Source organism: Azospirillum sp. 11R-A, assembly GCF_049472615.1.
In the GTDB taxonomy this organism is placed as follows: Bacteria; Pseudomonadota; Alphaproteobacteria; order Azospirillales; family Azospirillaceae; genus Azospirillum; species Azospirillum palustre.
Window position 1 is genome coordinate 1 of sequence record NZ_JBCEBL010000047.1, and the last position, 23,791, is coordinate 23,791.

22 protein-coding genes and 1 pseudogene are annotated in these 23,791 nt (G+C 67.8%); 11 read left to right on the top strand and 12 right to left on the bottom strand.

Annotated features, from left to right (window positions below):
* The 5 genes and pseudogenes from VH569_RS33940 to VH569_RS33960 all read right to left on the bottom strand — a co-directional run.
* A pseudogene (locus tag VH569_RS33940) lies at nt 1-388 on the bottom strand (ABC transporter permease); the annotation flags it as partial.
* Between the two features lie 219 nt (nt 389-607).
* Nucleotides 608-1,927, bottom strand: a complete 1,320-nt coding sequence (locus tag VH569_RS33945; protein ID WP_423321531.1) for an LLM class flavin-dependent oxidoreductase — start codon at nt 1,925-1,927, stop codon at nt 608-610.
* A 62-nt stretch (nt 1,928-1,989) separates the two neighbouring features.
* Nucleotides 1,990-3,024: an ABC transporter substrate-binding protein gene (locus VH569_RS33950; protein WP_423321533.1), complete on the bottom strand. Its 1,035-nt coding sequence runs from the start codon at nt 3,022-3,024 to the stop codon at nt 1,990-1,992.
* Between the two features lie 36 nt (nt 3,025-3,060).
* Nucleotides 3,061-4,806: an FAD-binding protein gene (locus tag VH569_RS33955; protein ID WP_423321569.1), complete on the bottom strand. Its 1,746-nt coding sequence runs from the start codon at nt 4,804-4,806 to the stop codon at nt 3,061-3,063.
* Between the two features lie 150 nt (nt 4,807-4,956).
* On the bottom strand, nt 4,957-5,085 hold the full coding sequence (locus tag VH569_RS33960) for a hypothetical protein (protein ID WP_423321535.1): 129 nt from the start codon (nt 5,083-5,085) through the stop codon (nt 4,957-4,959).
* 294 nt (nt 5,086-5,379) lie between these two features.
* Between VH569_RS33960 and VH569_RS33965 the strand changes: the two genes are divergently transcribed.
* The 9 genes from VH569_RS33965 (at nt 5,380) to VH569_RS34005 (ending at nt 16,021) form a co-directional block, all read left to right on the top strand.
* Nucleotides 5,380-5,673 carry a co-chaperone GroES gene (locus VH569_RS33965; RefSeq protein WP_085557408.1) on the top strand — a complete coding sequence of 98 codons (294 nt, stop codon included), beginning with the start codon at nt 5,380-5,382 and terminating at the stop codon, nt 5,671-5,673.
* Nucleotides 5,674-5,746: 73 nt separating this feature from the next.
* Nucleotides 5,747-7,378 (top strand): chaperonin GroEL, encoded by a 1,632-nt coding sequence (gene groL / locus VH569_RS33970; protein WP_423321538.1) that lies wholly within the window; start codon nt 5,747-5,749, stop codon nt 7,376-7,378.
* A gap of 173 nt (nt 7,379-7,551) precedes the next feature.
* Complete coding sequence (locus VH569_RS33975; RefSeq protein WP_423321540.1) at nt 7,552-8,739, top strand: ABC transporter substrate-binding protein; 1,188 nt, start codon at nt 7,552-7,554, stop codon at nt 8,737-8,739.
* 30 nt (nt 8,740-8,769) lie between these two features.
* On the top strand, nt 8,770-9,951 hold the full coding sequence (locus VH569_RS33980; protein ID WP_423321542.1) for an ABC transporter substrate-binding protein: 1,182 nt from the start codon (nt 8,770-8,772) through the stop codon (nt 9,949-9,951).
* Nucleotides 9,952-9,971: 20 nt separating this feature from the next.
* A complete protein-coding gene (locus VH569_RS33985; protein ID WP_423321544.1) occupies nt 9,972-11,810 on the top strand; it encodes an ABC transporter permease in 1,839 nt (612 codons plus the stop codon).
* Nucleotides 11,811-11,817: 7 nt separating this feature from the next.
* A complete protein-coding gene (locus tag VH569_RS33990; protein WP_423321546.1) occupies nt 11,818-12,705 on the top strand; it encodes an ABC transporter ATP-binding protein in 888 nt (295 codons plus the stop codon).
* Between the two features lie 14 nt (nt 12,706-12,719).
* The gene (locus tag VH569_RS33995) at nt 12,720-13,448 is read left to right on the top strand and encodes an ABC transporter ATP-binding protein (RefSeq protein ID WP_423321548.1); all 729 of its coding nucleotides are present in this window, start codon (nt 12,720-12,722) and stop codon (nt 13,446-13,448) included.
* Between the two features lie 30 nt (nt 13,449-13,478).
* The gene (locus VH569_RS34000) at nt 13,479-14,939 is read left to right on the top strand and encodes an FAD/NAD(P)-binding protein (RefSeq protein ID WP_423321550.1); all 1,461 of its coding nucleotides are present in this window, start codon (nt 13,479-13,481) and stop codon (nt 14,937-14,939) included.
* A complete protein-coding gene (locus VH569_RS34005) occupies nt 14,936-16,021 on the top strand; it encodes a CMD domain-containing protein (protein WP_423321552.1) in 1,086 nt (361 codons plus the stop codon). Before VH569_RS34000 ends, VH569_RS34005 begins: the two co-directional genes overlap by 4 nt.
* A 548-nt stretch (nt 16,022-16,569) precedes the next feature.
* On the opposite strand, the gene VH569_RS34010 is transcribed toward VH569_RS34005, so the two are convergent.
* From VH569_RS34010 to tauA, 7 genes are all read right to left on the bottom strand, one after another.
* A complete protein-coding gene (locus VH569_RS34010) occupies nt 16,570-17,142 on the bottom strand; it encodes an ABC transporter substrate-binding protein (protein ID WP_423321554.1) in 573 nt (190 codons plus the stop codon).
* 136 nt (nt 17,143-17,278) lie between these two features.
* Nucleotides 17,279-17,458: a hypothetical protein gene (locus VH569_RS34015; RefSeq protein ID WP_423321556.1), complete on the bottom strand. Its 180-nt coding sequence runs from the start codon at nt 17,456-17,458 to the stop codon at nt 17,279-17,281.
* 125 nt (nt 17,459-17,583) lie between these two features.
* On the bottom strand, nt 17,584-18,660 hold the full coding sequence (locus VH569_RS34020) for an IS5 family transposase (RefSeq protein WP_194913242.1): 1,077 nt from the start codon (nt 18,658-18,660) through the stop codon (nt 17,584-17,586).
* Between the two features lie 226 nt (nt 18,661-18,886).
* Complete coding sequence (tauD, locus tag VH569_RS34025) at nt 18,887-19,738, bottom strand: taurine dioxygenase (protein ID WP_423321558.1); 852 nt, start codon at nt 19,736-19,738, stop codon at nt 18,887-18,889.
* Between the two features lie 54 nt (nt 19,739-19,792).
* Complete coding sequence (locus VH569_RS34030; protein ID WP_423321560.1) at nt 19,793-20,644, bottom strand: ABC transporter permease subunit; 852 nt, start codon at nt 20,642-20,644, stop codon at nt 19,793-19,795.
* Nucleotides 20,641-21,444, bottom strand: coding sequence for a taurine ABC transporter ATP-binding protein (locus VH569_RS34035; RefSeq protein WP_423321562.1), 804 nt, complete (start codon nt 21,442-21,444; stop codon nt 20,641-20,643). The genes VH569_RS34030 and VH569_RS34035 overlap by 4 nt, the downstream gene beginning before the upstream one ends.
* 25 nt (nt 21,445-21,469) lie before the next feature.
* The gene (tauA, locus tag VH569_RS34040; RefSeq protein ID WP_423321564.1) at nt 21,470-22,486 is read right to left on the bottom strand and encodes a taurine ABC transporter substrate-binding protein; all 1,017 of its coding nucleotides are present in this window, start codon (nt 22,484-22,486) and stop codon (nt 21,470-21,472) included.
* A gap of 390 nt (nt 22,487-22,876) precedes the next feature.
* On the opposite strand from tauA, the gene VH569_RS34045 reads away from it, so the two are divergent.
* Together VH569_RS34045 and VH569_RS34050 are read left to right on the top strand one after the other, a co-directional pair.
* Nucleotides 22,877-23,119: a hypothetical protein gene (locus VH569_RS34045; protein WP_423321566.1), complete on the top strand. Its 243-nt coding sequence runs from the start codon at nt 22,877-22,879 to the stop codon at nt 23,117-23,119.
* Nucleotides 23,120-23,162: 43 nt separating this feature from the next.
* A partial coding sequence (locus tag VH569_RS34050) for a phenylacetate--CoA ligase family protein (RefSeq protein ID WP_423321567.1) occupies nt 23,163-23,791 on the top strand: 629 nt, incomplete at its 3' end.

Sequence of the window (23,791 nt, forward strand, 5' to 3'; positions counted from 1 at the left end):
GGTCGAACAGCGCCTCGGCCAGCCGGGAGAAGCCGACCAGCGTGCCGAGCGCGAAGCCGATGCCGCCGCCGATGGCGAAGCCGGCCGCCGCCCGCAGCAGGCTGGTGCCGAGGTCGCGCAGCAGCGTGCCGTGCAGTGCGAGCTTCCAGGCGGTCGCCACCACCTTGCTGGGCGCCGGCAGCACATGGGGCTCGATCCAGCCGTTGCGGGCCAGCCCCTCCCAAACCGCCAGCAGCAGAAGCGGCGCGATCCAGGACAGGGCGACATGGGCTCTCGTGCCGATGCGGTGCGGTGGATCGGAGATCGGGCGGCGCACCCGTTTCGCCGCGGCCGGTGCTTGCGGGGTGGCGGCGCGGCGGACGCCGAAACTGCTGTCGAGGCTGCTCATGCGGGATCTCCACGGCTGGGCAGGACGGCTTGTCGAGGAATGGGGGGGCGATGCGGCGCCGGTCGCGGCGCCCGATGGCATGGCCGGGCGGGAAGGCGGCGCGCCGGACAGGCCGGGCAATCAACCGATCCCAGCCTGATTTAATATACTAAATCAGTCAACAAATAAAATGTATAACACTATCTATGTTTGTATATTTTGTCACCCTCGGCGGCAGCGTCACGCATAGCGTGACGCCGGCCGGTCCAGCCCGAGATGGTCGCGCAGCGTGGCCCCGCCGTACTCGCGCCGGAACAGGCCACGCCTCTGCAATTCGGGCACCACCTGCGTCAGGAAGCCATCGACGCCGCCCGGCAGATAGGGCGGCATCAGGACGAAGCCGTCGGCCGCCTGTTCCGTGACCCACTGTTCCAAAATGTCGGCGACCGTCTTCGGCGATCCGGCGGCGACGGCGAAGGACAGGCTCTCGACATAGGCGGCGCCGACCTCGGCGACGGTGGCGCCGCGCTCCAGCGCGTCGGCGATCACCCGCTGGAAGCGCCCGCGGCTGCCGGTGATGACGTCGCGCAGATCGGGGAAGGGGCCGTCCAGCGGATGGCGTGACAGGTCGTAATTCATGCTGCCGGACATGAAGGTCAGGCCGGCGACCGGGTCGATCAGCGCGCGCAGCTCGGCGCGGATGTCCTCGGCCTCGGCATCGCTGCGCCCGACGATGGGCATGAGGCCGGGCAGCACCTTGACGCTGCCGGGCGGGCGCCCGTTGGCGGCGACCTGGGCCTTGAAGGCGGCATAGGCCCGCTTGGCGCCGTCCAGATCGGGCTGCACGGTGAAGACCAGATCGGCCTGMCGGGTGGCGATGTCCTGGAAGGTGCCGGACACGCCGGCCTGGATGACGACGGGATGGCCCTGSGGCGGCCGTTCGACGTTCAGCGGACCGCGGACGCGGAAATGGCGGCCCTCATGGTCGATGTAATGGACGCGGCGGTCGTCGGCGAAGCGGCCGGAMTCCTTGTCCGGCYGGATCGCGTCCTCYTCCCAGCTGTCCCACAGCTTGCGCACCACGTCGATGAAYTCGTCGGCSCGCTCATAGCGGCTGGCATGGTCGAGATGGGCGGCRCGTCCGAAATTGCGSGCCTCGCTGTCGCTGACCGARGTGACGGCGTTCCACGCCGCCCGTCCGCCGCTGAGATGGTCGATGGTCGCGAACATGCGGGCGACGTGATAGGGCTCGGCATAGCTGGTCGACACCGTGGCGCCCAGGCCGATCCGGCCGGTGGCGCCGGCCAGCGCCGCGATCAGCGTCAGCGGTTCGGGCCGCGCGTTGGGMCGGCGGGCGACGGTGGCCGCCACCCCGCCGCCATARAGRTCGTCGAGGCCGAGCTTGTCGGCRACGAACAGCATGTCGAGCTTGGCGGCTTCGGCCTTCAGCGCCAGCTCGCGGTAGAAGCCGAGGTCGAACGGGCGCGCGGTGCCGGCGTCGGGGTGACGCCAGCCGCCGGCGTGCATCCCGGCCTCGGTRCAGAACAGAGCCAGATGCATSGTGGTCTCGTCGGTCKGAAAAGGGAAWGCGGTCNGNAAARNGGAANGGGCGGKCGCGGGGSTCAGCCGGCGCGGGCCGAYTGCGCYAGCAGGCCCGCGTCGAGGGCGAAGCTGCGGTCGGCATGGGCCGCCGCGGTGAAGGGCTTCTGGATCACGCCGATGCCGGTGTAGAAGTCGGCGGTGGTTTGCAGGTCGGCGAYRATGCCGTCRTCCACCGCCACCGGGCGGAAGCGCTCGAGGGTGAAGGCGGCGACGGCGATCTCCGGCGTCACCTTCACCAGATCGCCCCAGATGCGGGCATACTGCTCGACATTGCCGAGCGCCCAGATGCGGGCGGCGGCGACGCGGGCGACATAGTCCTGCAACAGCGGGCGCTTCTGCGCGATGGCGACATCGGTGGCGCTGATGAAGGCGTTGTTGTTCAGCAGGCCGCGGCCATCGACCAGGACCCTGCCGGTGCCGGCCACCACCTCCTGGGCGACATAGAGCGTCCAGATCGCCCAGGCATCCACCGTGCCGCTGGAAAAGGCCGATTTCGCTTCGGTCGGTTGCAGGAAGGCCAGCGTGACGTCGCTCACCGACAAGCCGTTCGCCTTCAGGGCGGCGACCACCAGATAATGGCCGATGGAGCCGCGCACCGCGGTGATCGTCCGCCCCTTCAGGTCGGCGACCGTCCGGATCGGCGAGTCCTTGCGCACCAGCAGGCCGATGCAGCCGGGATCGGAGCGGGCGGCGGAGATGATCCTGGCCGGCAGCCCGTTGGACAGGGCGAAGGCATGGGCGGCGTCACCGGCGAAGCCCGCATCGATGGCGCCGGCGTTCAGCGCCTCCAGCACCGGGGCCGCAGCCGGGAAATCGGCGAACTCCAGCGTGTAGGGAATGTCCTTCAACTGGCCGGAGGCCTCCAGCAGCGAGCGGATGGTGGACCGCTGGTCGCCGACCTTGAGGATGTCGCCGGCAGTGGTGGTGGCGGCGAAGGCCGGACAGGACAGCAGCGGGGCCGCCAGGGCGGGGGCCAGCAGTCCGGCGGCGGTGGCTTTGCCGGCTCCGCTCAGCAGGCGGCGGCGCGACAGGGCGGGCGGACGGTGCTCGGTCATCTTTGAAATTCCAGTTCGGGGAAAGCGGTGGCGGTGTCAGGACAGGGCCCGGGCACGGGCGAAAATCTGGTCCATCCGCCAATGTTCGTTGGCATAGCGCGGGTCGCCGGCCCATTCGTCCCAGCCGGAGTCGCGGCGGTAGCKGCCGYGCTGGCCGGASCGCTCGACCTCTTCGGCGCTSACCGCGGCCGGCGTCTCGCAGTCGGGAYCGACATAGAGCGCGTCGGGCTGGCAGTAGAGTTCGCACAGGAAGCAGGTCTGGCAGTCCTGCTGCCGGGCGATGACCGGMGGCCCGCCRCGGMCGGCGTCGAAGACGTTGGTCGGGCAGACGCGGACGCAGACCTGGCATCCGGTGCAGCGKTCGGCGATGACGAGGCTGATCATGCGGCACCTGCCTGGGNTGGGGRCGGGRTGKTCGAGAGGCTGGGGGGCCGGGCCCTCGAAGCGGGACCACAGCCGGTCCAGCCCGCCGACGGTCAGGCGCCGGGCCAGAGCCGGGTGGCTGGCCGKGGCATCGACGCGCAGATGCATGCCGCGGCTTTCCGGCCGGACGAGCGCGGCRCGGGTGCACCAGCGGGCGACGGCGGTCAGGGCGGCGCTCTCKCGCGCCTGTACCGTTTCCGCCGCCGTGGCCGCCCCTTCGCCGTCCAGATGGTCGCGCAGGTCGCTCCACACCCCGTCCAGCCGCGACAGCGAGCGGGCCAGCGCYGGGCCGCGGCGGAAGATGGTCTTGTCGTAGGGCAGCATCTCGGCCTGGACGGCGGCGGTGAYGGCACGCGGATCGACCGCSGCRGCGTGGCGCGCCGGGCGCAGTCCGGCCTGTCCCAGCGGACGGGCGGGRSTGTCGGTGCGCCGGCCCTGGCGGGCCGMCCGCGCCGCSGCGGCGCGYCCGGCGATCACGCCCGACGACAGCGCCCAGGCGGCCAGGATGGCGCCGCCGCCCGACACCGCCCCCGCCACCGGCTCGCGCGTCGCGGCATCGCCRACGACGAACARCCCGTCGGCGGCGGTGCCGCAGTCGTCGTCCGCCAGCCGGATGCCGCCGGAYCCGCGGATGGTGCCYTCCGGCCGCAGMAGCACGGGAAAGCGYTGGGTGAAGGGATCGSCGCCRCTGCGGTCGAAGGGCAGCATCATGTTGGGCTGYACCCGGCGCAGCCGCTCGCGGATGTCCGCCGGCATGCGGTGCAGGCTGCACAGCACCGGCCCYTCCAGCATGGCRCGKGCCAGCGTCCGGGTGGTGTCGCYGGGCGGYACGGCGATCTCCCGTCCCKCGCCRTCGTAATAGGTGGCGAAGGCGAAGGACATCGACCGGGTCATGGTCGAATGGGCCGGCGCCACCGTGTGGTAGGTGGAGAACTCCATGCCGGAGAAATCCACCCCGGCCTCCGCCGCCATCAAATGGCCGTCKCCGGTGTTGGTGTGGCTGCCGAGAAGCCGCGAYTTGAAGGCGCAGCCGCCGGTCGCCAGGATCACCGCCCCGGCGCGCACSGTCCAGGCCTCGCCCCGCTGGCGGCGCAGGCCGCGYGYGCCGACGATGGTCCCGYCRGWGTCGGCCAGCAGYTCCAGCGCCGGRCTCTGGTCGAGGATGCGGACGCCGAGCYTGTGGATCTTCCGGCGCATCGCCCGCAGATATTCCGGSCCGCGCAGGCCGCGGTACTGCACCGTTCCGSTCTCGTCGGTGGAGAAGTCGTAGACATCGGCGATGGTCGGCAGRGTGGTCCAGGTGATGTCGAGGATCCGCGCCATCCAGGCCGGGTCGGCGATGCCGCCGGCAATCGCCATACGCTGGCGGATCGCCTCGGCCCGCGCGTCGGTGTCGGGGGGCACCCACCAGTGGCCGGGTCCCGAGGTGGCGGCGACCCCGCTGGCGCCGCAATAGCCCTTGTCGGCCAGCACCACCCTGGCCCCGGCCTGTGCCGCCGCCAGCGCCGCCTAGGTTCCCGACAGGCCGCCGCCGATCACCAGCACATCGGCGGCGATGGCCGGCAACTCTGCGACGGGCAACCCTGAGGCCTGCAATCCAGCGGTCGGCGGAGCGGTCGATATCCGGGTGTTCGGCATTTCTGTGAAACTCCGCCGCTTCGATGCATCTGTGTGTTGTTTCTTACAATACCGCAGCGGCACCCCGTCAATTTTGGAATGCTCATGATTTCGTTGAGTTTTTCAAATGAGTCGGATGCCAGTGGCCCCAGTGGGAACAATAATTACATGGGGAAAATGTATAATAAAAACACAAATCACTATCTTTACAGTAGGAATAAACAGTGATTAAGCTCTGTCCCTACGGTGAATGCGGGGCGCCGCACATGACCCCCAGAGGGGCCCCAACGAGGCCCAAACCAGGAGACACCAGGCATGCCGTTCCGTCCGTTGCACGACCGCGTCGTCGTCCGCCGTGTGGCTCAGGAGGAAAAGTCGAAGGGCGGGATCATCATCCCCGACACCGCCAAGGAGAAGCCGCAGGAGGCTGAGGTGATCGCCGTCGGTCCCGGCGTGCGCGACGACCAGGGCCGCATCCACCCGCTCGACGTGAAAATCGGCGACCGTGTGGTCTTCGGCAAATGGTCGGGCACCGAGATCAAGGTGCAGGGCGAGGATCTGCTGGTCATCAAGGAATCCGACATCGTCGGCGTGGTCGAGCCCGCCTGACGCCCGCCCAGGCAGACCCGCCCGTTTCCGCTGGAACCCACCCAAAAAAGACTTCGATAAAAAGGACATCGTCATGGCCGCCAAGGACGTCAAATTCTCCGCCGATGCCCGCGACCGCATCCTGCGCGGCGTCGATACCCTCGCCAATGCCGTGAAGGTCACGCTGGGCCCGAAGGGCCGCAACGTCGTGATCGAGAAATCCTTCGGCGCCCCCCGCATCACCAAGGACGGCGTGACGGTCGCCAAGGAGATCGAACTGGCCGACCGCTTCGAGAATCTCGGCGCCCAGCTGGTGCGCGAGGTGGCGTCGAAGACGGCCGATCTGGCCGGCGACGGCACCACCACCGCCACCGTGCTGGCCCAGGCCATCGTCCGCGAGGGCGCCAAGGCGGTCGCCGCCGGGCTGAACCCGCTGGACCTCAAGCGCGGCATCGACCGCGCCGTCGCCGCGGTGATCGCCGACGTGAAGGAGCGGGCCAAGACCATCTCCACCAACGACGAGGTGGCGCAGGTCGGCACCATCTCCGCCAACGGCGAGCGCGCCATCGGCGCCATCATCGCCGAGGCGGTGTCCAAGGTCGGCAACGACGGCGTCATCACGGTGGAGGAGGCCAAGAGCCTGGAGACCGAGTTGAACGTGGTCGAAGGGTTGCAGTTCGACCGCGGCTATCTCTCGCCCTACTTCGTCACCAACGCCGAGAAGCTGGTTGTCGATTTCGACAACCCGTACATCCTGATCCACGACAAGAAGCTGTCCAGCCTGCAACCGCTGCTGCCGGTGCTGGAGGCGGTGGTGCAGTCCTCCCGCCCGCTGCTGATCGTCGCCGAGGATGTCGAGGGCGAGGCGCTGGCGACGTTGGTGGTCAACAAGCTGCGCGGCGGGCTGAAGATCGCCGCGGTGAAGGCGCCGGGCTTCGGCGACCGCCGCAAGGCGATCCTGGAGGACATCGCCATCCTCACCAACGGGCAGGTGATCAGCGAGGACATCGGCCTCAAGCTGGAGACCGTCTCGCTGGCCGATCTCGGCACCGCCAAGCGGGTGGTGATCGCCAAGGAGGAGACGACGGTGATCGACGGCGCCGGCGGCCGCGAGGCCATCGACGCCCGCATCGCTCAGATCCGCGCCCAGATCGAGGAGACCACTTCGGACTACGACCGCGAGAAGCTGCAGGAGCGGCTGGCAAAGCTGTCGGGCGGCGTCGCGGTGATCCGCGTCGGCGGCTCGACCGAGGTCGAGGTGAAGGAGCGCAAGGACCGCGTGGACGACGCCGTCCACGCCACCCGTGCGGCCATCGCTGAGGGCATCGTGCCGGGCGGCGGCGTCACCCTGCTCTATGCCACCCGCGCCATCGATGCGGTGGTGCCGGTCAACGACGACGAGCGGGTCGGCATCGACATCGTGCGGCGCGCGCTCCAGGCGCCGGTGCGCCAGATCGCCGAGAATGCCGGGGCCGACGGGTCGGTCATCGTCGGCAAGCTGCTGGAGGGGAACGACACCGCCTTCGGCTACGACGCGCAGACCGGTGAGTTCACCGACCTGCTGAAGGCCGGCATCATCGATCCGGCCAAGGTCGTGCGCATCGCCTTGCAGGATGCGGCGTCGGTCGCCGGCCTGCTGATCACCACCGAGGCGCTGATCGTAGAGCGTCCGGAACCGAAGTCCCCGGCTGCACCGGCCGCGGCCGGCGGCGGTTACGATTTCTGATCGCGACCGTCCGGGTGCCGGCGGGCGCTGCGACCAATGTCCTTCCGGCGCCGCGCCTCGCTGGTGTCCCGTCCTCCCGTGCCTGAAGCCGCCGCCCGTCAGCGGGTCCACGCCCCGATTTCGGGCGGCGGCCTTTTTCGAAATCGTGCCTACAGCCTTTTGGAGACGACGCCATGCCCCAGCCCGCGCTTTCCCGACGTTCAGCGCTTTTCCACACCCTGGCCGGAGGTTTGGCGCTCGCCTGCATCGCGATGTCCGGCGGGCCGGCGAACGCGGCGGAGGCGGCGGGCGAGCCGCTGTGGTTCGGGGTCAGCGGGCCGCTGACCGGTCCCAGCGCGCAGTATGGCGCGCAGTGGAAGAAGGGCTTCGACCTGGCGCTCGACCAGATCAACGCCGCCGGCGGGGTGAAGGGCCGTCCGTTGCGCTATGTGTTCGAGGACAGTCAGAACGATCCGCGCCAGTCCATCGCCATCGCCCAGAAATTCGTCGCCGATCCGAAGATCCTGATCGAGTTGGGCGACTTCTCCAGTCCGGCGTCGATGGCCGCTTCGCCGATCTACCAGCGGGCCGGGCTGGTGCAGTTCGGCTTCACCAATTCCCACCCAGATTTCACCAAGGGCGGCGACTTCATCTGGAGCAACTCCATCAGCCAGGCGGAGGAGCAGCCGAACGTCGCCGACTTCGCGGTCACCTCGCTGAAGCTGAAGCGGCTGGCGGTGCTGCACCTCAACACCGACTGGGGCCGCACCAGCAAGGACATCTTCGTCAAAGCGGCGAAGGAGCGCGGGGCGGAGGTGGTCGCCACCGAAGGCTATCTGCCCGACGAGAAGGACTTCCGCTCCACCCTGGTGCGGGTGCGCGAGGCCAATCCCGACGGCATCGTGCTGATCTCCTACTATGCCGACGGTGCGGCCATCGCCCGGCAGCTGAAGCCGGTCGGTCTCAACCAGCCGGTGGTCGCGGTGGGGTCCGTCTATTCGCCGAAATTTCTCGAACTGGGCGGCGAGGCGGTCAACGGTGTTTACACCCGCGCCAACTTCTTTCCAGCGGAACCTCGTCCGGAGGTGCAGGGTTTCGTCGCCGCCTACCGTGCGAAGTACCAGGAGGAGCCGGACGCTTTTTCAGCTTACGCCTATGACGCGGTGCTGGTGGCGCAGCGGGTGATCGAGGCCGGCGGTACCGACCGCACCGCGATCCGCGACGCCTTTCCCCGCGTGAAGGACATCCCCAGCGTCATCTTCGGCAAAGCGACCTTCAATCCGGAGACGCGCCGCGTGTCCGGCGTGCGCAACGTCAAGCTGGTGGTCAGGGACGGCGCCTTCGCCCTGTGGGACGGCAGCCTCCCCGCCGCCACCAACTGATCCGAATTTTGTAGTTTGAAAGCGATTCCAATGTTCGATCTGATCCTCCGGTCCACCGCGCTGGTCGCCGGCACCCTGTCGCTGCTGACCGCGCTCGGCGTCGTCCAGCCGGCCTTCTCGCAGCCCGCCGATCCGGCGAAGGAGCCGGTGCTGCTCGGCGTCAGCGGGCCGTTGACCGGCCAATATGCGCAGTATGGCGCGCAGTGGCAGTGCGGCTTCGATCTGGCGCTGGAGCAGGTGAATGCCGGCGGCGGCATCCAGGGGCGGCCGCTGCGCGTCCAGTTCGAGGACAGCCAGAGCGATCCCAAGCAAACCGTCGCCATCGCCCGCAAATTCGTCGCCGACAGCCGCATCGTCGCCGAGCTGGGTGACTTCACCAGCGCCGCGTCGATGGCGGCCTCGCCGATCTACCAGAATGGCGGGCTGGTGCAGTTCGGCTTCACCAATTCGCATCCCGACTTCACCAAGGGCGGCGATTTCGTCTGGAGCAACGCGCTCAATCAGGCGGAGGAGATGCCGGTCCTGGCCGATTTCGCGGTGACGGCGCTGGGGCTGAAGCGCGTCGCCCTGCTGTTCATCAACAACGACTGGGGCCGCACCAGCAAGGATCTGTTCGCCAAGGCCGCCAAGGAGCGCGGTGCCGAGGTTGTCGGCGCCGAGGGCTATCTGGCCGACGAGAAGGATTTCCGCTCCGCCCTGGTCCGGGTGCGCGATACCAAACCGGACGGCATCGTGCTGGTCTCCTACTATGCCGACGGCGCCCAGATCACCCGCCAGCTGCGCGAGGCTGGGCTGACCCAGCCGGTGGTAGCATCCGGATCGGTCTATTCGCCCAAGTTCCTGGAGCTGGGTGGGGCCGCGGTGGAGGGCGTCCACACCACAACTCCCTTCTTCCCCGGCGACCCGCGGCGGGAGGTCCAGACCTTCGTCAAGGCCTACACCGCCAAATACGGGCTGGAGCCGGACGCCTATTCCAGCCGCGCCTACGATGCGCTGCTGCTGCTGGCGACCGTGATCCGGCAGAGCGGCACCGACCGCACCGCCGTCCGCGACGGGCTCGCCACCGTCAAGGATGCGCCGAGCGTCGTCTACGGCACCGTCCGCTTCGATCCGCAGACCCGGCGCGTCGACAAACCACTGAGCACGCGGCTCGTCGTGAAGAACGGCGGCTTCGCCCTGTGGGAGCCGGTGGCCGCCAAGGCCGCGAACTGACGCCGGAAGGACCGACCATCGTGTTTCCCACCACTCTCGGCCCGTGGCTCGACTACACGATCAACGGGCTGGTCATCGGCAACATCTATGCGCTGCTGGCCGTCGGTCTGGCGCTGATCTTCGGCGTCTCGCACCTAATCAACTTCGCGCATGGCTCGGTCTACATGGTCGGCGCCTATATCGGCTGGCTGTGCGTGACGAAGCTCAATCTGCCGCTCCCGGTGACCTTCATCGTCGTGGCCGCCGGCTGCGGGCTGCTGGGGGCGGTGATCGAGCGGGTAGGGCTGCGCCCGCTGCGCAACGCGCCGCGCATCGCCCCGCTGCTCGCCACCATTGGCCTGTCGGTGGTGCTCGACCAATCGGCCCAGCTTCTGTTCAGCCCGGATCCGCGCGCGCTGCCGACTCAGCTGCCGACCTGGCGCATCGCCATCGGCGGCGGCAGCATCGGCGCGCTCGACCTGCTGATCGCCGGGGTCGGTATCGGCAGCGCCGCCCTGCTCTACGGTTTCCTGCGCTTCACCAAGCTGGGCTGGGCGGTGCGGGCGACGGCGCTCGACCGCGACGCGGCGCAGCAGTGCGGCGTCGATGTCGACAAGGTAAACCGCACAGTGTTCGCCATCGCATCCGCGCTGGGCGGGGTCAGCGGCCTGCTGGTCGGCATGTATTACAACACCATCGACCCCAACATGGGCTTCCAGGCCGGGCTGAAGGGCATCGTCGCCCAGCTGATCGGCGGCGTCGGCAACGTGCCGGGCGCCATCGCCGGCAGCCTGCTACTCGGCCTGATCGAGAGCTACGGCATCGCCCTGTTCGGCACCAGCTACCGCAACCTGTTCGCCTTCGTGGCGCTGATCCTGATCCTGGTGCTGCGGCCCAACGGCCTGTTCGCCCGGGCCCGCCGACTGCCGCCGGAGCCGCTGACCGGCACCTTCATCGCTCCCAGCCGGCCGCTGGTGCTGCCGCGCTGGGCGGTGTGGGCGCTGGCCGCCGCCGCACTCGCCCTGCCGCTGGTGGTGCAGCAGCCCTATCTGTTGCAGACGCTGGGCAATGCCTGGCTCTACGCCCTGCTGGCGCTCAGCCTGACGCTGGTCGCCGGCACGGTCGGTCAGGTGTCGCTCGGCCATGCCGGGCTGCTGGCCATCGGTGCCTATGCCTCCTCGCTGCTGGCGCTCGATGCCGGGGTGCCGGTGCTGCTGGCGGTGCCGCTGGCCGGGCTGGTGGCGGCAGCGCTGGGCACAGCGCTGGTCTATCCCGCCTTCCGGCTGCGCGGCCATTACGTCTCCATCGCCACGCTGGCGGTGGGGGAGATCGTGACGCTGGTCATCCTCAACTGGGAAAGCCTGACCCGCGGCCCGATCGGCGTCACCGGCATCCCGCCCCTGTCGGTGGCGGGCAAGCCGCTGGTCAGCGGGCAATGGGTCTATTGGGTGCCGCTGGCCGTCCTGCTGGCCTTCGCCGCCCTGCAATCGCGCCTGCTGAGCTCCCATCTCGGCCGCACGCTGCGGGCGATCCGCGAGGACGACGTGGCTGCGCGCTCCTACGGCGTCGACCTCAACCGCTACAAGGGCCTTGCCTTCGCGGTGGCGGGATTCATCGCCGGGGTGGGCGGCGCGCTGATGGCGCATTTCTACTCCTACATCAACCACGAGACCTTCCCGGCGCCGGTGTCGATGCTGGCGCTGACCATGGTCATCCTCGGCGGGCTCGGCAACGTCGCCGGGGCCGTGCTGGGGGCGGCGGTGCTGGTCGGGCTGCCAGAACTGTTCCGCGCGGCGGCCGAATACCGCATGCTGATCTACGGCGTCGTCCTGCTGCTGCTGATCCGCTTCCGCCCGCAGGGCCTTCTGGGAACGGTGTGAGGACGCCATGGCGAACGAGCCGAAGAAACCCCTTCTTGAAATTGCCGGACTGACCCGCCGCTTCGGCGGGCTGACCGCGGTCAACGGCCTGTCGCTGACGGTGGGGCAGGGCGAGTTGGTCAGCGTCATCGGCCCGAACGGCGCCGGCAAGACCACCCTGTTCAACCTGATCTCCGGGCTCGACGTGCCGGATGCGGGGTCGGTCACCTTCGAGGGCCGCGACGTCACCGGCCTCTCCGCCGAGCGGCTGGCCGCCCTCGGGCTGGCCCGCAGCTTCCAGCATGGCCGGGTATTCGGCAACCTCAGTGTGCTCGACAATGTGCTGGTCGGCGCCCACACCCGGCTGCGCGCGGTGAAGCCGCGGATTCCGCTGGTGGGGCCGCTGGTCGAGCTGGCGTTGGCGCTGATCCGCCCGCCGTCGGTCCGGGCGGAGGAAGAACGGTTGCGCGCCGAGGCCAAGGAGATCGTCCGGATGTTCGGCGAACGGCTGACCCCGCGCCTCGACAAACCGGCGCACAGCCTGTCCTACGCCAACCGCCGCCGGGTGGAGATCGCCCGCGCGCTGGCCCTGCATCCCCGCCTGCTGCTGCTCGACGAGCCGACCGCCGGCATGAACCCGACCGAGACGGCGGAGATGCTGGAGATTATCCGCGGCCTGAAGGCGCGCGGCCTGACCATCTTGCTGATCGAGCACAAGCTGGATCTGGTGATGCAGCTGTCCGACCGGGTGGTGGTGATGGACCATGGCGCCCGCATCGCCGAGGGGTTGCCGGCTGCGGTCGCCAGCGATCCGGCGGTGATCGAGGCCTATCTCGGCCATAAGGCGGTGGGCGCTGCCAATCAGGATACGGGCCAGGACGGGGACGTCGCCGTCCCGGTCCGGATCGCGCATTGAGGGGGACCGGCGGAATGACCGACGCCTTGCTGCGGCTCGACCGCGTGAACAGCTTCTACGGGCCGGTGCAGGTCCATTTCGACCTGTCGCTGGAGGTGCCGCGCGGGCAGATCGTCTGCCTACTGGGCGGCAACGCCAGCGGCAAATCCACCACGATGAAAATCATCCTGGGGTTGCTGAAGCCGCGCTCCGGGCAGGTGGTCTTCGACGGGCAGCCGCTGACCGGCCTGACCACGCCGCAGATCGTCCGGCGCGGTATCGGCTCGGTCCCCGAATCCCGCCGCCTGTTCGGCACCATGACGGTGCGCGAGAATGTGCTGATGGGCGCCTACACCCGCAGCGATTCCAAGGCGGTGGCGGAGGATTACGACGGCGTCCTCGACCTGTTCCCCAAGCTGCGCGAACGTCATGCCCAGCAGGCCGGCACCCTGTCTGGCGGCGAACAGCAGATGGTGGCGATGGCTCGCGCCCTGATGGGTCGTCCGCGGCTGATCGTGATGGACGAGCCGACGATGGGCCTGTCACCCTTGCATGTCGACCGCGTGCTGGAAATGATCCAGACCATCAACCGGCAGGGCGTGAGCATCTTCATGGTGGAACAGAACGCCAGCCTCGCCCTGCAGATCGCCCATCGCGGCTATGTGCTGCAGACCGGACGCATCGTTCTGTCCGGCCCGGCCGCCGACCTTGCCCGTGACCCGCAGATTCGCGACGCCTATCTTGGCGGTGCCCAGGCCGCCTGACGCAGCATTTCCGACAGGACCCGATCGACGATGACCAAGGACAGCCCCGCCGTGCCTTCCACCGTAGCAGACCCCGGCCCCCGTTCTCTGGAGGAACTGGAGGCCCGGCTCGCCCGCGATCTCGACCTTCTCACCCTGCCGCCGGCTGATTGGGTGCCGGCGCGGGACGGCGGCGTTCTCGACGTCGCCATCGTCGGTGCCGGCATGGCCGGGCTGACCGTCGCCTTCGCCCTGCGCAAGGTCGGCATCTCCAACATCCGGCTGTTCGACCGGGCGCCTGCCGGCCGAGAGGGGCCGTGGGCGACCTATGCCCGCATGGAGACGCTGCGGTCGCCCAAGACCTTGACCGGTCCGGCGCTAGGCTTCGCCAACCTGACCTTCCGCGCCTGGTTCGAGGCGCAGTTCGGCCGCGCCGCCTGGGACGCGCTGTACCGCATCCCGCGCCTGCAATGGCTGGAATACCTGACCTGGTACCGCCGCGTCACCGGCGCGCCGGTGCGGAACGACACCGCCTTGACGGGGCTCACCGGCGACGCCGACGGCGTGACGCTCGACCTCGACGGTCCGGAGGGGCGGCAACGGGTGCGGGCGCGGCGGGTGATCCTGGCGAACGGCCGCGACGGCCTGGGCGGCCCCTTCGTCCCGGCCTTCTGGAAAGCGGTGGACAAGCGATTCTGGAGCCATGCCCATGAGCCCATCGACTTCGGAGCGCTGAAGGGCAGGACGGTGGCGGTGCTCGGCGCCGGCGCCGGCGCGGTGGACAATGCGGCGGAGGCGCTGGAGCGAGGCGCCGCCAAGGTCTACATGCTGATCCGGCGGGCTGAACTGCCGCGCATCAACAAGAGTCTGGGCGCCGGCCATCCCGGCATCGTTCTCGGCTTCCACACCCTGTCGGACGAGCGGCGCTGGGCCTACAACCAGTATATCGCCGAGACCGGCGTGCCGGCGCCGCACAACTCCATGCTGCGCTGTTCGCGCCATGCCAATTTCGCGCTTCTCACCGGCTGCGCCGTCGAAGCGGCGGAGGCCGATGGCGACCGTCTGGTGCTGCGCACCGGACGCGGCACGGTGACGGTCGATCACGTCATCCTCGCCACCGGCTTTTCTGTGGATTGGGCGCAGCGGCCGGAGCTGGCGGAAATCGCCCGCCACACCCTGCTGTGGCGCGACCGCTATGTCCTGCCCGGCCATGAGGCCGGCGAGTTCGCCCAGCATCCCTATCTCGGCGCCGATTTCGAGTTCCTTGAGCGCACCCCCGGCGAGGCGCCCTGGCTGAACCGCATCCATGCCTTCAACTACGCCGCGGTGCTGAGCCACGGCAAGGTGACCGGCGACATCCCCGGCATCAGTGCCGGGGCGGAGCGTCTGGCCGACAGCATCACGGCGGCGCTGTTCACCGAGGACTACGATTACCACTGGCAGCGGCTGATCGGGTTCGAGACGCCGGAACTGCTGGGCGACGAATGGACCGAAGCAGAGGATTTCCAATGAGCGATACCGTCACCATCGGCACCGGCGGCGACATCGCCTCCGACCTGATCGACCGGCTGGCCGGCCTGTCGGACGCCTCCCCGCTGCTGGCCCTGCGCGCCCGCCGGGCGGAGGTCCGCACCCGCACCCAGGCAGCGCACGATGCCCTGCTGGCGTCGCGGCGGCCCGGCCTGTTTCCGGCCGCCGAGCGCGCCGCGGTGGCGGAACGCATCGCGGCGCTGGCCGGCAACGACRCGCTCGCYGCCCAYTACCGYGGGCTYGCCGCCGGCRCCGATGCRCGCCCGGCCCTGRTCGCCCATGCGGAGCGGGTYACCCKGTCCCCGCGCGAGTCCCGGCCGGAGCATCTGGGCGCGCTGGMRGCGGCGGGGCTGGATGCGCACGGCATCGTCGCGCTGTCGCAGCTGATCGCACTGGTGAACTATCAGGTCCGCCTGCTGGCCGGACTGCGCGCGCTAGCAGGCGGCGCGGCGGAGCCGCCGTCCGGCCCGCTGCCCGTCGGAGCACCGGTGCCGGTCGATGCGGACATCGGCTTCACCATTGACGTGCTGGACTGGAAGCCCTGGCTGACCCCCGTGGTGCTGAAGGATGCGACGGAAGAGCAGCGGCTCGCACTGGCGGTGACGCCGTCCAACATCGCCATCGGCGCCTATTCGCTGGTGCTGGCGCATGAGCCGGAATCGCTTCTACACCGCACACCGCTGTTCAATGGCATCATGTACGCCCCACGCGGCCTTCCCCGGGCCGAGCGAGAGTTCGCAACGGCCGTAGAATCGGTGCTCAACGGCTGTGTCTATTGCGCCTCCGTCCACGCCCGCCGCTTCGTCGAACTCACCGGCGGCAGGGAAGAGGTCGATGTGCTGTTTGCGCAGGGGATTTTCGGTCAGGACGATCCGCGCCGGCAGGTCATCGCCCAGATCGCTGCCCGCCTGACCGTCACGCCTGCCGCCCTGATGGCGAGGGATGTCGCAACGCTTCGCGGGGCTGGACTGGAAGACGGCGAGATCCTGGATCTCGTCCTGGCAGTTGCGATCTTCGCCTGGGCGAACCGCCTGATGCTGAGCCTGGGCGAGGCCGTGCGGTGAACGGAGCCTTGGCCGGATAGAGCGGCCTTTCCGCAGCAGCGGCTATGGCTCGGGGCAGGGACGTACAATAGGGTGATGGCTGTGCAGTGACCGTCGTCCAGCACAGCATCTGGCGTGGCGGATCCGGCGCAATGTTCAGCGGCCGGTGCAATTCTTCCAGCCGTGCGGGGGGAATGGCAAAGCCAGTGTTGAAGCGTTCGACGAGGCACGGTAGTACGGCATTTACTCTGATCCAAATACCATCAGCCGATCTAACCCCGCGACGACCGCTCAGCAGCTCGTCGAGAACCTGGCGGAAGACTGACAGTTCTATGTTGCGAGGGACTGACATTTTAGCTTTGCGCTTACAGATCAACGACGCATAATATTCGTTATGAAAATAATGTGCATTATGCGATATCGCATAACTGGTTGGCCTTGCTGTCCCGGGTCAGGCACCAGCAAAACCCGCTCCGGGAACAGAGCGACGGGGATCAGGCAGACGGCGTCAGCCGCCCTTGCCGGGATCCTTCACTGCGGCGACCATGTCAAACTCGACGTTGAACAGCTCATCGTCTTGCCGTTCGACATCCGCGGATGTAGGTGTCGTGTACGATGTCGCGCGTATCGACATCGATGGTGACCGGGCCGCGCGGGCTGGTGCAGCTCATGCCCCTGGCGGCGACGACGAAACTGTCTCCGTCGGCCTTCTTCAGCACCTCATAGACCAGATGCATACCGTCCCAGTCGCCGACCGACATGAAGTTGGGGCGCAGGCCGCCGTTCGCCTTGCGGAAAGCCTCGACATAGGCCTTGTTCTCCGGCGACGGGTGGGCGGCGGAATAGTAATGCGCCGTCACCGTGCCGATCGCGGCGTCGCCCATCGACGGCAGGATGTCGTTGTTGGTCACGTCCCCGGTGGCGAGCAGCCGCACCCCGGCCTTGGCCAGACCGCGATTGGCGAACCCTTTCATGAAGGACGCCCCCTCGCCCGACGGCACAAAGGCGAAGATAGCGTCGGGGGCGGTGTCCTTGGCGCGCTGCACGAAGGGGCCGTAGTCGGGGTTCTTCAGCGGGATGCGGACGTCCCCGACCACGGTGCCGCCGGACGCGGCGAAGCGCTGCCCAAAGATGGTTTCCATTAAGAATACATCTTGGCGGCGCCATTCTTCGCTGCCCATTGGGCGATGGTGGCGGCCGACTGCGGCAGGGTGCCGGACGTGCGCAGGATCTAGGGCGATTTGGTGGTGATGACGGAGGCCGCCGCCGCCATAACGATCATCGGCGTCTTCTCCTGCTCCGACACCGGTTCTCCTTCACCACCAGTTTCTGGGCCAAGCGCTTGGTCATGTCGGGCGTCGAGCCGGTGTCGTCCTTGACGATCACCTGCACCTTGCGGCCGGCGACGCTGTCGCCGTCGAGCTGCAAAGCCTTAACAGGGCGCGGAAAAACGAACATATTCGGGCCTTTTCCCCCGCTGCGGCTTGAGAATGGGAGTTCTGACGCCCGTTTTCATCAGAATAGAGCGCCTTTTCGCGCTCTGCGGCTCCCGGAACCGCCATTCAGGCGGATTCCGGGCGTGATTATGCCGCCGCCAGCAGCTTGGGCAATCGGATCAGGTTGTAGGCGGTAGCGGTCAGGGTGAACATCCAACCGACGCGGGCCGTGCCGCGATGACGCGTCTTGCGCAAGCCGGCTCCCTTGATCCAGCCGAACACCTCCTCGATCCGTTTGCGGACTCTCAGGCTGACGGCGTAGCCGGGGTGGCGGGTGGTCCGGCCGTCGATCGCCGAGCGGCGGTTGCTCGTGTTCTGCGCAACATGCGCAGCGGCGCCCAAGCTGCGCATGTTCGCCACGAAATCCTTGGTGTCGTAAGCCTTGTCGGCGCCGACTGTGATGCGGTGGCGGCCGGGGATGGCCTCAATCATGGACACCGCCGCTTCGCGTTCAGCCAGACCGGTGGCCGCGGTGAGCCGGACATTCACCACCAGGGCGTGACGGTTCTCCATCAACGCATGGCCCATGAAGGCCAGCTTCGCCGGCTGCCCGTTGCCCTTGCGGTACAACCGCGCCTCGGGATCGCTGGTCGAGGCATGGGTCTCGTTGGACCGCTTCTCGCCATGAAAGTCGCGGTCGCCGTTGCGCCCCGGCCCCGGCGGCTCGCCGCTGCCGTCCTTGGGCCGAAAGCTCTTCACGCTGGCCCAGGCTTCGATCAGCGTGCCGTCCACCGAGAAGTGCTCGTCCGACAGCAGCGCCTTGACCTTCGGCTGACCCAGCACGGTGGCCAGGAACGTGGCCGCCACATCCCCGGCCAGCAGACGCTCACGGTTCTTGGTGAACACCGTAACGTCCCATACCGGGGCGTCCATCGACAGGCCGACGAACCAGCGGAACAGCAGGTTGTAATCGAGCTGTTCCATCAGCTGGCGTTCCGAGCGCACCGAGTAGAAGGCCTGGAGCAGCAGAGCCCGCAGCAGCTTCTCCGGCGGGATCGACGGCCGCCCGATCTTCGAGTACAGGCCTTCGAAGGCGGGCGACATCACCTCCAGCGCTTCATCCACGATGGCCCGGATCGGCCGCAGCGGGTGATTGGCCGGAACCCGCGCCTCACAGCTCACGTAGCTGAAAAGACCCTCGCTGCGTTCGTCCGATCCGCGCATCATCCCCTCTCCGACCGCACCCTGTGCCAGCAGAGAGAATCACGAGAGCCCGCCGCAGCACAGCCTTTTTCCGCATCCTGTTAAAGGCAAAGGCCGGTGCTTGCGAAGCAGCCGGCCTTTGCTGCGTTCGGTAATGGTGATTGAGGGGGCAGGATTTGGTCTTTACCGAACAATGATTCGCTTTTGAACGCGGTTAGGATTGACGCCCCACTTCTCTCCTTCCTTCTCAATAAGGCCGGTCGCCCAGCACAGTGGCGCGGTGCATAATGCGCTGGTGCGGCGCATAGTCGTTCACCGCGTAATGCTGGGTCGATCTATTGTCCCACAGCACCAGATCGTCGGCTTTCCAACTCCAGCGCACCGTGTATTCCGGCCGGCTGATATGATCGTACAGGAAATCGAGGATCGCCGCGCTCTCCCGGTCGCTGAGCCCGACGATGCGCGCGGTGAAGTTCTCGTTCACGAACAGGGCTTTGGCTCCACTGACCGGATGGGTGCGGATAACGGGATGGACCACCGCCGGGTGCTTGTCCCGAGCCGCCTTCCAGCGGGCATGGGTCTCAGGGTCGCCGTTGTGCCGCCATTCAGGAAAGGAACGGGTGAAGTCGTGCAGGGCCTTCAGCGGCTCCAGCAGGCGGCGGATTGGTTCGGACAAGCCGTTGTAGGCGGCGATGTTGCTGGACCACACCGTGTCGCCGCCGATCGGCGGGATCAGCTTGCCGGACAGGGCGACGATGGCAGGCGGCGTTTCGATGCAGGTGACGTCGGTGTGCCAGACGTCGTTGTCGCTGGGATTGTGCGGCCCGGTGTCCAGCACCATGATCTCCGGCTGTTCCGCCACCTTCGGGTAGATCGGGTGGATGTGCAGCTGACCGAAGCGGGCGGCGAAGTCGCGTTGCGCCTTGGGGGTCAGGGGCTGGTTTTCGAAGAACAGAACCTGATGGGCGACCAGAGCCCGTTCCAGCGCCGCCGCTTCACTGTCGGACAGCGGATGGGAAAGGTCGATCCCCTCCACCCGCGCGCCGATGGCGGGACTGACGGGCGTGACGGTGAAGGTGGACAGGGCGATGTCTGGCATGGCGGTTCCCCGAATCTTGTCGTTCAACGAAGTGGTTTTTTGAATTGCGGATTCTCAGGACTTGCCCTTCCACGGCACCAGCCAGGCTTCCAACAGGCGCATTCCGTAGGAAAAGGCGAAGGCGAAGACGGCGATGATGCCGATGCCGACGAAGACCACGTCGGTGGCGAGGAAATGCGAAGCGGACATGATCATGAAGCCRATGCCGCGGGTGGCGGCGATCAGYTCCGCCGCGACCAGCGTGCTCCAGCCGACGCCGATGCCGATGCGCAGGCCGGTYAGGATYTCCGGCAGGGCRCTGGGCAGCACGATGGCGCGGAACAGCTGCCAGCGGCTGGCGCCCAGCGACAGSGCGGCGTTCACCCGTTCRATSGGSAGCGMCCGCACSCCGGCCTGSGCCGACAGGCAGACCGGCGCGAACATCGCCAGCGTCAGCAGGACGATCTTCGACACCTCGCCGATGCCGAGCCAGATGATCATCAGCGGCAGATAGGCCAGCGGCGGCAGCGGCCARTAGAACTCGATGGGCGTGTCGAAMACGCCCTTGGCCCAGCGGTTCAGYCCCATCGCCAGCCCSAGCGGRATGCCGAGCGAGGCGGCGATGACGGCGGCGGAGAAGATGCGGAACAGGCTGGCCGACACATGCTCCCACAGGGTGGCGCCGGCATAACCGTCGTCGAGGATGGCCAGAAACTGGGTCGCCACCTCCTCGGGGGGCGGCAGGAACAGCGGCGGCACCAGCCGATAATGGGTCACCAGGAACCACGCGGCCAGCAGCAGCGCGGCAGTGGCGAGGCTGATCGGGCCGGTACGCGCACCATCCAGGCCGAAGGGGTGGAGCCGGACGATCTTCGGTCGGTCCACCGGACCGACGGCACGGTCACCAGGGCGGGCGATGTCGGTCATTGCAGCACCGTCCCGCGGGAGTCCGTCTCAGCGTGCGGGCGATGCACCAGTGAGCGGATCTCGTCGTAGAGTTCGGCGAATTCCGGTGCCGACAGAATGGCCCGCACGTCGCGCTCGGCGGCGAAGCGGCGGACGAAGTTCAGATCGAAACGAGCGACGATCCGGCCGGGGCGCGGCGACATCACCACCACCGTGGTGCCGAGGAACAGCGCTTCCTCGATGGAATGGGTGATGAAGAAGATGCGCTTGCCGGTGCGCGCCCAGACGTCGATCAGCAGTTCCTGCATCTGTTCGCGCGTCAGGCTGTCCAGCGCGCCGAACGGCTCGTCCATCAGCAGGATTTTCGGGTCGGTCGCCAGCGCGCGGGCGATGCCGACGCGCTGGCGCATGCCGCCCGACAGCTCGTGCGGGGCGGCATCGGCGAAGCTTTCCAGCCCGACCAGCCCCAGCAGTTCCTCCGCCCGCTCCCGCCGTTCCCTGGCGGGAGCCCCGGCGAACCGCAGGCCGAGCGCCACATTGTCGGCGACGCTGCTCCAGGGCAGCAGCGTGTCCTTCTGGAACACGACGCCGCGGTCGGCGCCGGGGCTGGCGACCGGTTGGCCGTCCAGCGTAATCGCCCCTTCCGACAGAGGCAGGAAGCCGGCGATGGCGTTCAGCAGCGTCGACTTCCCGCAGCCCGATGCCCCCAGCGCCACCACGATGCTGTTGGCGTCGATATCGAGCGACGCGCGGTCCAGCGCATGCACCACCCGGCCGTCGCGTGCGGAGAAGAAGACGCTGGCGTTGCGGACCTGGAGCATGGGCGCTCTCCCGTCTGCCGTTGGCTCAGCGGATGTCCTTGACGTAGTCGGCGGTGACGAAGCCGCCGTAGCTGGGCAGCACGGTGGTGATCTTCTTCTGCTCCTTCAGGAACTCCGCCGTATCCTTCAGGATCTTACCGGCACCACTCGCCTCGCCGCCGCCCAGCCAGGCAGTGGAGGCCTGCACCTCCGCCGGGACCAGCGACAGGTTGGTCAGCGCCGACGCTTGATCGGTCGGCGTGCCGCCCAGCATCTTCGCCAGCGTCTTCGCATTCTCCGAATCCGGCCCCCAGGCCGCCTTGTCGTTGCGGAAGGAGGCGCTGTAGCGCTCGATGGTGCCGGCGAAGCTCTTCAGGAAGGCCGGATTGTCCTTGGCGAAGGCGGCGGTCGCCACCCAGGCGCTGAAGGTCGGTGCGCCGCGGTCCGCCACCTCGCGCGAGGTCAGCAGCACCTTGCCGGTCTTCTTCAGTTCGGTCAGCGCCGGATCCCAGACGAAGGCGCCGTCCAGGTCGCCGCGGTTCCAGGCAGCGACGATATCCGGCTGCGGGATGGCGAAGACCTGCGCGTCACGCTCCGTCAGCTTCTCCTGCTTCAGAACGGCGAGCAGCTGGTAATGGTCGGTGGAGACCGGGGCGGCGGCCAGCTTCTTGCCCTTCAGGTCCGCCGGCTTTTCGATGCCGGAGCCGTTGCGCACCACCAGCGCCTCGTCGGTGCCGGAAATGGTCGCGAGATGGAAGGCCTTCACGTCCAGCCCGCGGCTGACCGCGGCGGCGAAGGGGCTGGAGCCGACATAGCCGACCTGCACGTCGCCCGACGCGATGGCGGCGAAGATCTCGGCCCCCGAATTGAACTTGCGGAAGTCGATCTCGGTGCCGGTCGCCTTGGCGAAATCGCCGTTGGCGATGGCGACCGAGGAGGGAAGCGCGTCGGTCTGATAGCCGACCACGACCTTGCCGGATGCGGCTTCGGCAGTGAGGGGAGCGGCAAAGGGAGCGATGGTCGCCAGAGCGGCATAGAGGAAGGTGGGCAGAATGGGCTTCATCGTCGTGTTCCCCGTCACGGTGTGAATGCCGGCATGCGAGCGCCGGAAATCCGAATGTCCGGGAACTCTAAGGCGACGCTCGCGTCGTTGTCACTATGAAATCTACTTTTCCTATGGGGAAATAGCTTAATACGCCTTTTATATGGTGTTAAATATGGCTTCCTGAGTGTCGTAAGGCGCTATAGCAACCCGGATTCCCTTACCTTCCTCAAACCGGGCGCCGTGCAGATCCCGCCAAAAAATATTGTCCGATACGAAGCTGGCGCTTGACCTCGCTCCATTTTCCTATTTTCCTATAGATTATTCAGAAATTCTACTTTTGCGTTATGTGGTTCCCCGCAGCCGTTCGGAAAAGCCTGTGACCCGACCACCAGACTAAGGAGTTCTGTCATGCAGGGTTTGGATGATTTCGACCGGATGGTGATGGCGTCGCTCTGCCCTTCCGGCGCGCTCGTGCTGCCGCTTCTGCCGCCTGATGGGCCGGCGGCCGATCCGCCGGCCGGGGAGAGCGGCAATGGCGTCGCAGACAATGGGCATGGGGATGGCGGCGGCCATGAGGACGGCAGCCTGCTTCCGCTCGGTCTCGGCATCGTCTCGGCCATTCTCCTGGCATCGCTGGCGGCGCTGACCTGATCGGCCCGCCGGCCGCTCATACACTCTCGAAGGACAAGAAAAAGTGGCGGTTCAGGACCACGACGCATACTGGCACCCCGGTCTCGAAACCCAGAGCCGAGCCGACTGGCGGAAACTGCAGCTCGACCTGCTGAAGGACCATCTGCGGCACGCTTACGAAGGCTCGCCCTACTACCGCGCCGCCTTCGACGCACAGAGGGTGTCGCCGGGCGATCTGCACACGCTGGACGACCTGCAGCGTTTCCCCTTCCTGGACAAGGCGACCATCCGCGACCGACAGGTCGCGGTGCCGCCCTTCGGCGATCTGGTCGCCGTACCGGAACGGGAGATCGTCTACATCTCCGCCTCCAGCGGCTCGACCGGGGTGCCGACCGCCTCGCCCTTCACCGCCAAGGACTTCGAGGAATGGATCGACTATGAGGCGCGGCAGTTCTGGTCGAGCGGCCTGCGCCCGACCGACCGCTACGCCCATGCGCTGAACTTCTCACTGTTCGTCGGCGGCCCCTGCGTGCTGGGCGCGCAGAAGCTGGGCGCGCTCAGCATCCATGCCGGAACCCTGCCGTCGGAACGGCTGCTGGCGATGCTGAACCAGTTCAAGGCGACGGCGCTGTGGACGACGCCGTCCTACGCCTGGCATCTCGGCGAGACCGCCCAGCGCGAGGGCATCGACCC